This window comes from Pirellulales bacterium, assembly GCA_019636335.1.
Classification (GTDB): domain Bacteria; phylum Planctomycetota; class Planctomycetia; order Pirellulales; family JAEUIK01; genus JAHBXR01.
Genome location: JAHBXR010000015.1, coordinates 33315 through 47667, shown reverse-complemented (window position 1 = coordinate 47667; position 14353 = coordinate 33315). Strand labels below are relative to the sequence as shown.

Sequence of the window (14353 nt, the reverse complement as noted above, 5' to 3'; positions counted from 1 at the left end):
GGAGCCTGGCGTTGGGCGGTCGATAGCCCAACCGAGAAGCAGCGCACGACGAGACAACTTAATCGTAACCGCTAATCCGGTCGGTCGATAGAAAAAATCGACTAGGCAAGAAAACGGACCGGCTGACCGCCCCAACCAGCATCGCCGCTCAGAGAGAAATCCGGAAGGTGTGGAGACATTTGCCGAAGCGGCTCCCCCCATCCTGCGCCAACCAGATGATCGAATTATTCGTCACCTGCGTACTGCCGCAGGCGAACTGGACTCCCAGGCGATGGAGGTGATAGGCCACCTCGGGACCGAGCCAGCCCAGCCAACCGACGAACTCGGGGGATACGGCCGACAATACCCCCTGGACGACGTTCAGCTTCCAGCGGTCCCACTTGTCGCGGTGGTAACGATACGTGACGAAGGCGCCCGGCTCTGGCACGTCGGGCACGATCGTGATGTCGGCCATGCGGCCGGCGACCGATTCGGCCACCCAGCGTTCCATCAGCCGCGCAGCGTCCGCGGGATCGATCAGCGGATCGGCATGAAAGCGGTCGTAAGGGTTTATCATTTGGCTGGCGGCGCGGGCCAGGCTGGGAATGTCTTCTTCCGTGGCCCGGCGGATGGGAAGTCGTTCGCCCAACACGGGTTCGATGACGGGACCGCAGTGCAGATAGCGTGTCTCGATGAGGGTGAAGCCTGCCTCTCCGACGGCCCGTAGCAAGGCGAGATCGCGCGGGTCTACCTGGACGGTAACGTAACGGAGCCCCTCTTTCCGCAAACGCTTGAGCAGCTTGCCAAAGACGCGATGGTAATCGAAGCCTGGCCGAACCAGCGGGGCCGCCAGCGGAAAGACGCCGTGGATGCGGCCCACGCCGTAGCCAAAGAACTCGCTGTCCCAGGGGAGACATTCGGCGAGCAACGCCACGGGCGAACCGTCGTCCGCCGCTCCCTCGAAGCGAAAATCGTTTTCCGGGGCCTTGGAACTCGTCAGGTCGGCAGCCGCCAGTTCTCGGTCTCCCTGCCGGGAGATGCCGGGCACGTAGTCGAACGGGGTCCAGGGCAAATGCTCGGCCAGCAGTCGTTCGAGCGTGTTCAGGTTGTCGCGTAGGGAGACGAGCTTTGCCATTACTACCTTGCTCAAGAAGGGACGATGCTGGCCATTCTGCTTGCGCTCCTCTGGCAAGGCAAGTTCGCCCCGCGACGAACTCGCACACATCGCCAGGTGGGAATGGAAGTCTTTGGCCACAAGGTCGTTAAGATCGGATTAGTGGTTTTAACGCGACCGAAAACTTGCTCGCCGTTTTCGAAGTTTGCTGTAATATGGGTTCAGGCCTTTGGGACGAGGGTCTTTCGCGCATGCCGGCGTTCGTCGGACAGGCGTGGAGGCCGTGGCAGACGCGTGTCTGACTGCGGTCCAGAATCCAGCTCCATGCTGCGGGCCACCAGCAGCGCCCTCGGTTCGGATCGAGGCCGGGCCACGCGTGGGAGGTGGGCGCGATCAGTTCGCGCATCATGGGGGGCCGTCCGGCATGACAAGGTTTTTTACGATGCCCATAAAGTTCGGGTTGTGTTTACTCTTGTTCTCGCTGTCGGCGACCTATCCGGTCCTCGGGCAAGATGCTCCGAAGACGGTCGAGAACTCCAGTCCCGCCGAGCAGTTCGAATCGATTCGCACGGAATGGGCTCAATTCGCGCTTGAGTTGGATAAGGCGCGGTTCCGGGTCAACAACTGCCCGCCCGATCAGAAGAACGAAGCCGTGCTGGCCTACGACACGCTGCTCGAGCAGGGCAATCAACTGCTGCAGCGATTTGCCGACTCGACCGTGACGGCCTATGAGGCGGATCCCGACCACGCCGAGGCCGCTCGCTACTTGACCATCATGATCGAGCACACGCTCGCGGCCGATCGATACGAGCTCGTCGTACGCATGGCCAAGGCCATGATTGAACATGGCAAGCCCGATGCCAAGCTCTACGAGCAGGCGGGGATCGCCTGCTTCGAGCTGGGCGCCCTGGACGATGCGGAGAAGTTCTTCGCCGAGGCCGCCAAGCTGGGCGATTTGAGCAACGACGCGAAATCGCGTCACGACAGCATTCCCGAATGGCGCGAAAAGCTCGCGCGAGAGACGAAGCTGCGCGAAGCGGAGGCCGCGGCCGATAACCTGCCGCGCGTCACCATCACAACCACCAAGGGGGACATCGTCCTCGAACTGTACGAGGATCAGGCCCCCAACGCCGTGGCGAACTTCATCGGGCTCGTCGATCGCAAGTTCTATAACGGTCTCGAATTCTTTCGCGTGCAGAACAACTTCGCGGCAGTCGCCGGCTGTCCACTGAATCGTGGCACGGGTGGTCCTGGACATGAAATCTTGTGCGAAACCGACCGCGACGATCGCCGCGCCGCCATGCGGGGAACGATCTCGATGGCCAATGCCGGCCGCGGGCGATGTGGATCGCTGTTCTTCATCTCGCTCGCTTCGAGCGGCGTTAACCACTCGGAAGCGAACAACCCGGTCTTCGGCCGCGTCCTTAGCGGCATGGACGTCGTCGAACGGCTGAAGCGGGCGGATCCCGACACCACCTCGAAAGACTTCGCGCGAGATCGCATTCTCGATACGAAGGTCGAGCGCCGCCGCCCCCACGAGTACGTACCCGTTACGACCTACGACATCGGCAAGGCTAAAGAGGCGGAGGCCGTGGTGCTGCTGCGCGAAGGCAATTACGACGAGGCGGAAAGACTCCTCGCCGAGGGGCTCGAAGTGGCCCCCTGGTGGTACAACCTGCGCTATCGCATGGGGGTGCTGCAGCTCGAACGTGGACGAGCGGCCGAGGCGATTCCCCACTTGAGCCGCGCGGCACGGATGGCGCCGCGCGAGCCCGACCCGCACTTGTACCTGGCGATGGCCTACGCCAAGGCGGGGGACTCGACCAATGCCAAGCTGAACTTCGAGAAAGTGCTGAAGCTGCGCCCCACCGACGGACAGGCCATGAAGGGATTGGGGATTGTGCTCATGACGGAACGGCGTTTCCGCCAGGCGATCGAGATGTTCGAGCAGGCCCTCGAGGTCAATCCCAAGGACACCGAGGCGCAGGGGTATATCAACCGCGCCGGCGAACTGCTCAATCAACAGCGGGCCGGCAAGTAGGCCGCTTCGACGCTGTGGGCGTCCATATCAACTCGCGCGCGGAACGCGCGAGCGCCGCGCCGCTGTCGCCCTGAAGCCAAGCGAGCGTGCCGAAGGCCGTTTAGAACAGCGTGTAGATGAACGGGGCCGCGCCACTCGAAGCGAACATCGCCAGCGCGCCGACGGCCGCAATCACCAGCAGGATCGGCAAGAGCCACCACTTCTTGTTGTCGCGGAGAAACTCGAGAAACTCCACGACCAAACTCGGCTGGGCTTCTTGAGACAGCTCTTCCAGGCTCTTGTCCTTGCGTTCGCTCATCGCCGACCCCATGTCTTGATTCCTGATGTCGTGGGCCTGCTCGCCTGCTCGGCGGCGTCGGCACGCTGGCCATCGCCACGGCAAGATGCGGGCCGCCTAGAACTGCTTCAAGTATCGCGCCCGATCGCGATCGGGTCGATAGGATTCCCAATAAGTGGCTGCCTCCGGCTGCAGCTTGCGTTTCAGCGGATCGCGCCCGATAAGGCGGAAAAACAGCCCCACCGGCGTAAAAACGCCATAAAAGACGATGGCCATCGCCAGGTGCGAGATCGTCCAGCCAAGGGGCCAGGCCGCCACGGACATGGCTACGAACAGGGGCCGCATCCAGTCGGGCCGCAGAAAGCCGAGGGCGCGCCCGGCGATCGCCACCCCCCACAGCACGACGGCCAGGGTCATGTGTCCTCGGTAAAGCGCCAGCGGCGCGGCCAGCATGCCGAGAAAGAACATCCACGCCTCGGAGAATTCGGCGAGAGTCTTTCGATTCGGACGCCAATTGAGTTGGACGAGTGACACGGGGCACTCCGTGGAACGAACGTGAATTAATCGAGCTGAAACTGCGCGAGGTAATGGTCGACCTCGTCTTCGGAGAGGGTCTGCTGCTCTCCCTTCTTCAACACGCAATGCCCCAGCACGAGCACGTCCATGTTCGTGCCGAGGAAGCAACGGTACGCGTCGCGCGGCGTACACACGATCGGTTCGCCACGCACGTTGAAGCTGGTGTTGACGAGCACCGGCGAGCCGGTCTTCTCCGCAAAACGCTGGTGCAGGCGGTAGTAGAGCGGGTTTCGATCCGCATCGACCGTCTGCACGCGGGCCGAATAGTCGACGTGCGTCACCGAGGGGACCACGCTGCGCGGGACCTTGAGCTGCTCGATGCCCTCGAGCGCCGCCGTCGCCGGATCCTGCGACAAGCGCTTGGATGATTGCACCGGCGCGACGAGCAACATGTAGGGGCTCTCCTCGTCCGGACGCATCTCGAAATACTCGTCGACGCGATCGCGCAGCACCGTGGGGGCGAAGGGACGGAACGACTCGCGGAACTTGATCTTCAAGTTCATCGTCGATTGCATCGACGAGCTGCGGGCATCGCCGATGATGCTGCGGGCGCCGAGCGCCCGGGGACCAAACTCCATCCGCCCCTGGAACCAGCCGATAACTTTCTCCTCGGCCAGCAGGTCGGTCACGGTATCGATCAACTCTTCGTCGTCGCCGCAGCGCGTGTACGGCGCGCCGACGCTGTGCAGGTAGCGCTCGATCTCGGCGTCGCTATAGGCCGGTCCCAGCAGCGAGCCGGACTGGAAGTCGGGCTGCTGCACGACGCGCGGATGGTCGAGCAACTGGTAATGGATGAAGAGCGCCGTGCCGAGCGCCCCGCCGGCATCGCCCGCCGCGGGTTGAATCCAGATGTTCTCGAAGGGGCCTTCGCGGAGAATCTTGCCGTTGCCGACGCAATTCAGCGCGACGCCCCCCGCCAGGCACAGGTTCTTCGACCCGGTCGCCTCGTGGACGTGCCGCGCGGCGCGGAGCATCGCTTCTTCCGTCACGACCTGGATCGAGGCCGCAAGATCCATCTCGCGCTGCGTGACGCGCGACTCGGGCTGCCGAGGCGGACCGCCGAACAGACGATGAAACTTCTCCGAAGTCATCGTCAGGCCTTGGCAGTAGTTGAAGTACGACATGTCGAGTCGGAAGGAACCGTCTTCCTTCAGATCGATCAGGTGCTCGCGAATGAGCGAGGCGTACTTCGGTTCGCCATAGGGAGCGAGCCCCATCACCTTGTACTCGCCGCTGTTGACGCGGAAGCCGGTGTAGTAAGTGAAGGCCGAGTAGAGCAGCCCCAACGAGTGGGGAAACGTGATCTGGTGGGTGAGCGTGATGCGATTGCCGCGGCCATGCCCGAAGCTGGTCGTGGCCCATTCACCGACGCCGTCGAGCGTGAGGATAGCGGCCTCCTCGAACGGCGAGGGGAAGAAGGCGCTGGCAGCATGAGACTCGTGATGTTCGGTGAAGACGAAACGCTTCTTGTACACGCCCCCCAGCTCGCGCGACATCTCGCGCGGCAAGAACAGCTTTTCGCGTAGCCAGAGCGGCATCGCCATCAGGAACGAGCGAAAGCCGCTGGGGGCATAGGTGAAATACGTTTCGAGCAATCGCTCGAACTTCATGAGTGGCTTGTCGTAGAAGCCGACCCAGTCGAGATCGCCCGGCTTCAGGTTCGCCTCGCGGAGGCAATATTCGATGGCGTGCGTCGGAAAATGGAAATCGTGCTTCTTGCGCGTGAAGCGTTCTTCCTGCGCCGCCGCGACGATCTGACCATCGACGACCAGTGCCGCGGCCGAGTCGTGGTAGTAGGCCGAGATTCCCAGGATCGCCGTCATGTTGCGTTACCAGCTTCGCATCGCGATCGACCAAACCATGAACGAACCGACGGCGCCCCGTGCGGCCCCGCGGTCGTAACAGACAAACTTAGGACAGGAATCGTCCCGCGTTGGGGTCCCGGTCGCTCGGGACCGGTTCTGCGGGTGCCCGCCGCCCATCGATCCAGCCCAGCGGGATGCGTCGTATCTCGAAGCGCTGTCGAAGGTTCGAGCCAGCGATGGCCGCACAGTTTAAAGTCTATCGGTGACCTCGTTGAGCGTCAATTTTCCGTGTGGGGCGCTCGCCGCAATTCGGTGGACGAGACGTCCTTGCGGAACGAGGACTCGGGCACCGCCTGGCAGAGCTCCACCAGCGACGGCGACAGGTTCAGATCGCCCAGCGTCACGAAGCCGCGACGGGGATCGCAACGGCCGAACACGAGGAACCGGCAGCCGCAGGCCGCGATCCATCGGATGGCATCGTCGCGATTCGCCTCGCTCTTGTGGTAATAGCGAGGATCGTTGATTCTTTCGACCGTATCGACGCCGACCACGAACGTGGCACCCGGGAAGCTGAGGGCCTTGGCGAAGAAGGTTGCCGCACGGCTGAACCACACGGTTCGATCGGAAAACTGAGCGAGGCGAGCGGCCATTTCGGTGTAGTCGAGACGCGGCTTATCGACGTTCTCGACCGAGATCTCGAACTCGACCGACTTGCCGAGCCATTCTTGCGCAACGGCCGCCATGTGGCGATGCCCCTCGTGCAGCGGATGGAAGGCCCCCGGAAACACGACCAGCCCTGGCTCTGGCTGCACTTCGGCGGGGGGAGACGCCGCGCTCGCGTGGCGTACGACGAGTGTGCGATTGCCGGTGACCAGGTCCTGCCACAAGGGGGGCGCCTCGGTGCGGACGACGTCTATCTGCTCTGAGGGGAATAACTCGACCGCGAGACGCTCGGCAAGGCCTGCTTCTCCCGCGATCGCGTTGAGGATGAGCGCGGCGACAAGCTGTTCTTCGGCGGCGCGCGAGCGGGCATTCTTTTGCAGTTCGAGCGAGTAGGTCTGCGTGCAACGCGTCGACTGCAGGGCGATGTGGACGCGGTGCGCGCCCCGCTTCGGACGATCGCTCGCCAGGCTTGCGGTACAGCCAAGCCCGACCAGGTGCTCGGCCGCCGTGGCCGATTCGCCCAGGTTTTCTCGCAGCGTACGCATGCGCCGGTACGCGGTCATCGCCATGGCCCGCGCCGTGCGTGCCGCACAGAAGTGCTCGGGGCGCGAACCGAGCCAGGCGGCGAGCGATTCGGGCGCGTAGGGCACGATCGCCTCGACGAGCGTGCGCGACCCACCGGGCACGACCAACAGGTCGGCAATCGCCTGCGAGCCACCACCGGTGATGGCGAGACCAAGCCGCAGGTCAGAAGCGTGAATCGCGCTGACCACAGCCTGCGGAGATGGAAACGACTCGCCGGTCGGCGGCATGCGTTGATCGATCGATTTGGAAGGAGATGTCGCGACGACTCGCCCACGTCCCTATTTTAGGCGGCATAGGAGTGGCCTGTCAGCGAGCTCCGGCCGGTTTTCGGCCAGGCCTTTCCCAGCATGCTGCGGCAGCGGACGTACTGGTGCCAGACCGACTTCTTGATCCCCTCGGCCGAGCCCACCCAATCGTACAACTGATAGTCGACCCAGTTCCGTTCCTGGAAAATGCGCACCGCCGCTGGCGACGCCCCATGAAATGGCTCTTCCGCTTGTTCCGAAGCGGGAGCCACGTTCACTTGAAAATACTGGTAATTTGTCAGTCCCAAGACCTCGGCCAGATGTTGCGAGTCCTGTTCGAACCGCTCGGCGAGCCCGATGAACGCGATCTCTTGATCGATCGTGCGGAGGGCGCGATGCAGTGCCACAAACGGACGACGCGAGGAGAGCTTGGTCGCCACGCCCAAGCGACTAGCCATCACATTCGTCTGGCAAGTCTCGAGATAGTGATTGATATCGTGGAAACTGTTCAGTTGCTGATGGTGGACCGGGTTCTTCGATCGCAGCCAATGCCGCCAGCGCGACAGGCACAGTTGCAACGGATCGCGCAAGAAAGTCGCTACCTTGACCCGCCACGGAATCGAGCGGATCAACGGCATCGAGATATGCCCCACGACGAGCTTGGGGGGTTCGGCACGCAGGGCGAACTGTTTGCGAAACAGGTCGCCCGCCGTGAACCCGGGTCTCGTGGCATACAGCTCAAGCCGCTCGTTCGTCGAAAAATTGAGCTCGAGCAATCGGCGAATGCTCGTACCGGCCGTCTTCGGAATATGAAGAAAAACAGCAACCGGATGATCGGTCGACTCAGGCAATCTGCCCATTATTTCCATCTCGATACGGGATTGGAATCTCAACTCCTTGCGCGGCGGCGGCTGTTGCACGTCGCCGGGACTAAGTAAGGTGCCACTCCGTCTGTGGCATTACGGTGGAACCAAAGGGAAACGAATCACCAGGACTCGTTTCGGTGCTCCGAGTGTTGGCGGCGAACCCCCTAGCAAATCGCCTCAGGCAATCACTTGCAAACCTAACAGCTTGTTGAAAAATGCCTTCGTGGCATTTTTCAACCTCGCCAAGTGCGGAGCAAAGCTCCGCACGGCTCGCACAGGCCGAGGAATACTTTCCCGGCCTGTTAGCGTCGCAGCTCGCTACGGCTCTTGGCGCGAGGAGCATGCTGCGGCTGGTCGTACGACACACGGCGATAGCCCGAACGCGAATGGTAGGAGCTTGAGCGATTGCCAGGCACCGGGATGGGCTCGGCGACGGGGGGCTTGGCCGGCGTCGGAGATCCCTTGACCGCGGGTCCGTCGTGGAACTGCATGTCGGAATACCCACCCTCGAAATAACCACCGCCGGAACCGCCGCTGTAGGGATAGTAGTTCGACCCACAACCACCGCAGCAGTCGCCACCACCGCACTCACCATAGCAGGTCTGACCGGTCCAATTGCCGCAGCGATCGCAGGGATCGCACAAGTCGGGCTTATCGCTGAGCTCGCCCCAGTAGGTCGGGCCACAATCGCCGTGCTGGCCGCACGAGAACAACCAATCGATGATGCCCCCGTGTCCGATGCTCGTCCCGCAGCCACCACATCCGCCGCAACTGTCGTAGCAGCCGTTCTCGTAGCAACCGCCATAGGGCCCTGTGTCTTGGCAGCAATAACCGTGGCCCAAGCCGCAGCAGCCCGAACTGGCCGCGAGAATAGCGGAAATCACGCTGACGAGTAAAGCGTTCTTCATGGTCGCGAAATCCCTTTGCGAGACGTCCTCGGCGACGGTATCCGCCCGTCGCCCACGGCAGTCGAGCCGAGTCCCCAATGGGCATATCGGCCCAACAACCGGAAAAATCGAGAAAACCGTCATAACCCCCAGGGTTTGACAGCCATGACAGCGTGCCGCCGCCAGCAAAGTTGGGCCTGCAAGCATGCGGGCTCCAATACCGCACAAGGCTTGTTCCCCCAGACACTTTGCAAAGCGGGGAATAAGCTAGCAGCCGAGCAGCTTCGCCGTGGCGAGCCATTGCAACTCGGCGGAACCGGCCCGCAGGGGGCTCGGCGCGTCCAGAGCAGCGACGGCCCCCTTGGCAAAACGAATCAGCGCACGGCGATCGCCGATCATGGCGGCGGTCAGTTCCGCCACGTCGGGCATGTGGCCGACCCAGGCGAGCTCCGCGTCCGCGCTCTGCGCCGCACTCCAGGCCAGTAAGGCCGCGAGGTCGGAACCTGGCGCCAGGGCCGGCAACTCCTCGACCACGGGTTTACCGCGCACGCCAGCCGCGATGATGTCTGCCGTTTGCCGGCAACGCACCAACGGGCTGGTGGCAATGAACCGCGGCGCGAAGCCTCGTTTGGCAAGCTTGCGGACCATCTCGGCAAAACGCTCCTTGCCTTCGCGCGTCAGAGGGCGCAGGCGGTCGTCGGGATAGCGTGGGTCGCCGTACTCTCCGGCCCAGGCGTGTCGCACGATGTAGAGCTGCATGACAAGGTCTTACCAGGAGTGGGCCGTGCTCAGCGGGTGCGCCAGAGAACAGCATCGTCGATGCCAAGCGCCGCCTGCTCGAGCTCGATTTCGCGTTTGAAGCGAGCGGCGTCGCCAGGATATCCCGCCGTCGGGCGGAGATTCGGCACGCGCGCACACCAGAAATCGTTGAACGCCCGCATCGACAGCTCGCGCAGATACTTCGAGGCCATCGAGGCGAGCGCCGTCGGCAGAAACTGTTCGCCCTCGGACTTGAACTTCACCTCCACGGCACGCGCCGCAAGTTGGAAGCGATAGGTGCTCACGTCGCGCGATTCGCCGTGAACGCCAATCAGGACATCGGGAAACTGTCGCTGCAAGAGCGGGCTGTAGCGATTGCGACCGCCATGCTTGTCGCACAAGACGAAACAAGGCTCATCGCTCGCCGGCAACGCGGCGAGCATCTCGGCCAGCAATTCGATCGAAAGAATTGAGAGCGCCGTTCCCTTGCTATTGTCCTGCTCGGCCAGGCAGTTGAAACGCGCGGGAAAGACGGCACGACTGCCCACGGCGACGAGCGTGACGCGAGCCTTGCGCGCCGCGTGCCGCAGAATCTCCGCCCGGCGAGCAATGAAGTCTACATCGGCCACGAGCGGCAGCGAGACGTCGAAACCGTCGTGCCAGGGAGCTGCGTCGCGTTCCGCAAGCGAGGAGGCGGCCAACTGCTGCCACAGCATTTCCCACGTGTCGGGAATCGAACCGCACAAGCCGAGGACCGCGAACAGGTTCGCTTCGAGATCGCCCAGCCCCTGCCCTGCCCGATAAACGACCTTCGAGTCCGCGATCGTCACGCGTTCGGACGTCTCGGCGTGCGCGTTCGTCCTGGATCTTGGGGCCATCGTCGGCGTGACGGCATCGGCCAACAAATCGTAGAGGTTGGCCGCGGTTTTGCGCCCCGCCACGTGCCAAACCGAGGCCGAAACCACCAGCGGCCCCAGATTAGGGCCATATCCGGCCTCGTCGATCCCCAAGAAGTAAGCCACGGCGTTCCTTCGCGAAAGGTTTCGCTGAAGGTACACCCCAGGGCTGCCGCGAAGCAAGAACCCCCGCTCACTCGTCGAAGAGCAACAGCCCGAACCCTTCGGGCTTCGTCGTCGGCGAGGCGGGCACCGTCCAGGATTGAAAGCCGACGCGCGGCACGGTGCGTTCGACCCCCACCAGCCAGGCAGTCCCCGGCGTGGGAGTCTTTTCGGTTAATTCGATCCACGGGATCGCCGCCTCGCAGATCCAGGCCTCTTCTTCCGCGGCGGTCGCCACATGCCAGGTGGGGTTCCAGGTGGCATCGTTCCACAGGCGATCGCGGACATCTCCCCGATGATCGACTTCCAAGCGATACGTCACACTGCGATCACGATCGAGATCGAGGTTCAGCACGACACGGTCTTCGTCGACCAGCGTCATGTCGCGGTGACGAAGACCGTCGGTGGGCGTATAGGTGGCGCCGCGGGGCTTGCGACAATGAAAGGCCACGTAAAGGTACTCGTCGTCTCGTGCGAGCAATGCCGTGGCGGGCCAAGAGGCATCGTCGCGAGCAGCGCTCACGAGCGCCACGCGCTCGGCCGATTGCCACACGGCCTCGTCGAGCTTGCCATCGAGGAAGGGCTTTTCCGCCGTCTTGTGGACTCTCCAGAAAGGAAGTGGCACGTTCGGGCTGCGGTTGGCCAGCCATTGCTCTGCCTCAGCGGCGCGACGCCAGGCATCGGCGGGGCGCGTGCGGTACAGGCCTGCGAAGAACTGCCCCCCGCTGCCAGAGGCCAACGCGGCCCGCTCGGCGAACATCCAGGGAAAGACGATCTCGGGCTCGGCCGAATAGGTGGCACTGGCCGCCTGCAATTGCGCGGCATAGCCGATCGCCCGCGTGGCACGTTGTGCCAGTTGCTGCTCGTTGCTGACGCGAGTCGTCGCATTCGCCTGGGTCACTTCGGCCGGCAGGTCTTCTGGTTCGAGTTGCTCGAGCGCGGCGACCGGCGCGATAAGATTCGTGGGGGCGGCGGCGTTCATGGTACCCACGAGCGATTGCGTTGCCGCCTGCTTCTCGCGTTGCAGCTTCCAGGCGAATTCGGCACTGGCGTAGTAGCGGACGAGCCAGGCCAGTGCCGCGGGGGTGAGCTCGCTCGCGGGAAATCGCTCGGCGATACGCGCGAAGGCATCGGCGGCCATTTCATGGTGTCCCGCCAGATGATGCCGCCAACCCAGCTCGTACAGAAAGCGCGCGGCGTTGTCGGAATCGAGTTCGGCCGTCAGGCTATCGACCTCGGCCAGGAGACGGGGCGCGAGCGATTCATCGGTGGCCGAACGGCTCATGATGGCGGCCAGGTTGCGCCGGCGTTGTGCGAGTCGGGCCAGCACGGCCGTGCGTCCTGGCGGGGGATCTCCCAGCCGGCGTCGGGCGTCGCTCCCTTCGGCCAGCGAGATGCCGCTCATCAAGTCGCGCCGCCCCAGTCCTTGCGGCACGCGATCGACATAACAGCGAAAGGTTTCTGTTTCTTCCGCGATTTGTGGCACGTTCGACCATAGCGCGCGGCCGACTTGGGCGATGTCCCCCAGCGAGAGCCCCAAGCGAGGAGAAAGCTGGTTGCTCCCGATGTCGAGGCTGCCGTTCTGATTGCCGCGCATGCGGCCGTAGACTTTCTTGACCTGCCACGCCCCCAGGTCGGCATGCGCGGCAAGTTCCTTGTAGCTATTCGCATCGCCGGCGCGGTCGATCGCACGGAGCACCATCTGATTCAACAAATGACTGCGTGGATCATCTCCGGAGGTGGCCGCGCCGTGCGTCAGCACGACGTCGGGGCGCACGGTGCGCAGATACCGCACCAGGTGGCGTTCGAGCAGGGCCAAGCCGTGCCCGTCGTTGGCGCGATTCCACCCCTCGACGAGCCGTTCGGCCGTGAGGCGCAGCTCCACTTCGCGCGCGGGAAAGGCCCAGTTCGTGTTGATGTCGCTCGCACCGACACGGACGAGCGCCTCTTGGGTGCGCCACTGCGGATCGCTCGACTCGAGACCGGCAATGCCGACGTCGCGCCGCGAGAGGATGGCGACCGAAGAGAGAAATCCTTCATCGCCCGAGAGTCGCGCCAGGCTGACCAGGGGAACGTCGGCCGTATCGCCAAAGATACCCGCGACCGCGACGCGAATGCCGCCGCGGCGCAGCGAGCGCCACGTACGCCCGCCATCGGAGGTGGCGATGATCGAGCCTAAGGAACCGGCCGCCCAGCCATGCTGTGAGTCGACAAAGGTGATCGCTTCGAGGGGCATCCAATGGCCGGTGGCGTGCGAGGTCCACGATTGGCCGCCATCGGGGGAATGAAAGACGCGCGTGCCGGGATTGCCGGCCACCCAACATTCGTTGCCCAGCACGGCGAGGGCGTTGAAGTCGAACGCGGCGGCAATGCCGACGCTGGTCGTTTCGTCGAGCACCGGTCGCCAAGTGGCGCCGGCGTCCTCGGTCCGCAGGACTTTGGCGCCCTCGGCGACGGCCCAGGCAATACTGGCATTCGCATGTCGAACTCGTTTGACGCCGCGCAAGCCCAGCGTGGGAAGTGTCACTTCGCGGGGGGCGCGTTGCGAGATCACCGCGGCCGTGGCGGAGCGTCCCACGATGATGCCCGTGCCGGGATCGACAAAGCTGCCCGCGTTCCAACTGGTGAAGCGCGTGCCCGCTAGAGGCATCCAGGTTCGCCCACCGTCGTCGGTGACGTAGACGCCGCTGGGAAAAAAGGCGGAGGCGTCGCCGGTCGCCCAGCCGTGCATGAGATCGAAGAAGCCGACATCGGTCAGGCCCGGCAGCATGAGCTTCGGATCGCGCTGCCAGGTGGCGCCACCGTCGCGCGTGCGCAGCATGACGCCGCGCGAGTTCTGCGTGTAGGGTTCGGTGAAGCGGCCGGCGATCCAGCCGGTCTGCGCGTCGAGAAAATGGACGGCCGTCAGCGGACAATTGACGCCCGACTCTTGCCGCTGCCAGGTCTGGCCCGCATCGCGGGTATGCCAGACGACGCCGCGATCGCCGACGGCCCAGCCTTGCTGGGGATCGACAAAGTGGATATCCGCGAGCCGGGCATCCTCGAGCAGCGGGGCCGCATCGGGGGGGCGCGACGGACCATCGGCGCCCCGCGCGACGGGCAACGTGCCGAACAGGCCGACCGCCACCCACGACAAGACAAGGGAGCAAGCGGCGCGCTCGAACGAGTCGCTGGGCCGTGAGAGTCGTAATCGGAACATGCGTCGCATCCCTGCCAGCACGTCTTATTCGCTAGCGCGGCGCGCGAACATTCCACCTGCCAGGCGCCGCCTGAATCCGCCGCGAATTGTAACCCCAAGGCGCGGCCCCGACCTATGCCGGATCGTGGAAGGGGCGCGAATCCGCTCGCCGCTTCATCCACACGACGCACACGAGGTTGCTGCTGCGCGTGCTGTCGCACGACCATCCGCCGGCAGAGATCGTGCGCTCAACGGCTTTCGTTCCGAGCACGCTAGCGGTGCTAGCAGCAACGACGCGACCCTGCGAACCGCGGAGATTC

Annotated in this window: 11 protein-coding genes; 1 reads left to right on the top strand and 10 read right to left on the bottom strand. The window is 63.9% G+C overall.

Annotation, left to right across the window (positions count from 1 at the left end; all coding sequences use genetic code 11):
• Window positions 1-148: 148 nt before the first annotated feature.
• Window positions 149-1171, bottom strand: a complete 1023-nt coding sequence (locus KF708_15425) for a hypothetical protein (GenBank protein MBX3414077.1) — start codon at window positions 1169-1171, stop codon at window positions 149-151.
• A gap of 364 nt (window positions 1172-1535) precedes the next feature.
• Between KF708_15425 and KF708_15420 the strand changes: the two genes are divergently transcribed.
• The gene (locus KF708_15420; GenBank protein MBX3414076.1) at window positions 1536-3134 is read left to right on the top strand and encodes a peptidylprolyl isomerase; all 1599 of its coding nucleotides are present in this window, start codon (window positions 1536-1538) and stop codon (window positions 3132-3134) included.
• A 100-nt stretch (window positions 3135-3234) separates the two neighbouring features.
• On the opposite strand, the gene KF708_15415 is transcribed toward KF708_15420, so the two are convergent.
• The 9 genes from KF708_15415 to KF708_15375 form a co-directional block, all read right to left on the bottom strand.
• Window positions 3235-3444 (bottom strand): hypothetical protein, encoded by a 210-nt coding sequence (locus tag KF708_15415; protein MBX3414075.1) that lies wholly within the window; start codon window positions 3442-3444, stop codon window positions 3235-3237.
• An 84-nt stretch (window positions 3445-3528) separates the two neighbouring features.
• Window positions 3529-3945, bottom strand: coding sequence for a hypothetical protein (locus KF708_15410; GenBank protein MBX3414074.1), 417 nt, complete (start codon window positions 3943-3945; stop codon window positions 3529-3531).
• Between the two features lie 26 nt (window positions 3946-3971).
• A complete protein-coding gene (locus KF708_15405; protein ID MBX3414073.1) occupies window positions 3972-5810 on the bottom strand; it encodes a carbamoyltransferase in 1839 nt (612 codons plus the stop codon).
• A 260-nt stretch (window positions 5811-6070) separates the two neighbouring features.
• Window positions 6071-7267, bottom strand: a complete 1197-nt coding sequence (locus tag KF708_15400; GenBank protein MBX3414072.1) for a hypothetical protein — start codon at window positions 7265-7267, stop codon at window positions 6071-6073.
• A 56-nt stretch (window positions 7268-7323) separates the two neighbouring features.
• Window positions 7324-8145 (bottom strand): sulfotransferase family 2 domain-containing protein, encoded by an 822-nt coding sequence (locus KF708_15395; GenBank protein ID MBX3414071.1) that lies wholly within the window; start codon window positions 8143-8145, stop codon window positions 7324-7326.
• A 308-nt stretch (window positions 8146-8453) separates the two neighbouring features.
• Window positions 8454-9059: a hypothetical protein gene (locus KF708_15390; GenBank protein ID MBX3414070.1), complete on the bottom strand. Its 606-nt coding sequence runs from the start codon at window positions 9057-9059 to the stop codon at window positions 8454-8456.
• Between the two features lie 246 nt (window positions 9060-9305).
• A complete protein-coding gene (locus tag KF708_15385; GenBank protein ID MBX3414069.1) occupies window positions 9306-9797 on the bottom strand; it encodes a histidine phosphatase family protein in 492 nt (163 codons plus the stop codon).
• Window positions 9798-9826: 29 nt separating this feature from the next.
• On the bottom strand, window positions 9827-10819 hold the full coding sequence (locus KF708_15380) for a hypothetical protein (GenBank protein ID MBX3414068.1): 993 nt from the start codon (window positions 10817-10819) through the stop codon (window positions 9827-9829).
• A 67-nt stretch (window positions 10820-10886) separates the two neighbouring features.
• Entirely contained in the window at window positions 10887-14054 is a 3168-nt protein-coding gene (locus tag KF708_15375; protein MBX3414067.1) for a hypothetical protein, read from the bottom strand.
• Between the last annotated feature and the right edge of the window lie 299 nt (window positions 14055-14353).

What these genes read in the sequence shown, in the direction of transcription:
- KF708_15385 (MBX3414069.1), bottom strand. Translation starts at nt 9,797, where the DNA reads ATGCAGCTCTACATCGTGCGACACGCCTGGGCCGGAGAGTACGGCGAC.
- KF708_15420 (MBX3414076.1), top strand. Translation starts at nt 1,536, where the DNA reads ATGCCCATAAAGTTCGGGTTGTGTTTACTCTTGTTCTCGCTGTCGGCG.
- KF708_15405 (MBX3414073.1), bottom strand. Translation starts at nt 5,810, where the DNA reads ATGACGGCGATCCTGGGAATCTCGGCCTACTACCACGACTCGGCCGCG.
- KF708_15395 (MBX3414071.1), bottom strand. Translation starts at nt 8,145, where the DNA reads ATGGGCAGATTGCCTGAGTCGACCGATCATCCGGTTGCTGTTTTTCTT.
- KF708_15375 (MBX3414067.1), bottom strand. Translation starts at nt 14,054, where the DNA reads ATGTTCCGATTACGACTCTCACGGCCCAGCGACTCGTTCGAGCGCGCC.
- KF708_15390 (MBX3414070.1), bottom strand. Translation starts at nt 9,059, where the DNA reads ATGAAGAACGCTTTACTCGTCAGCGTGATTTCCGCTATTCTCGCGGCC.
- KF708_15415 (MBX3414075.1), bottom strand. Translation starts at nt 3,444, where the DNA reads ATGGGGTCGGCGATGAGCGAACGCAAGGACAAGAGCCTGGAAGAGCTG.
- KF708_15400 (MBX3414072.1), bottom strand. Translation starts at nt 7,267, where the DNA reads ATGCCGCCGACCGGCGAGTCGTTTCCATCTCCGCAGGCTGTGGTCAGC.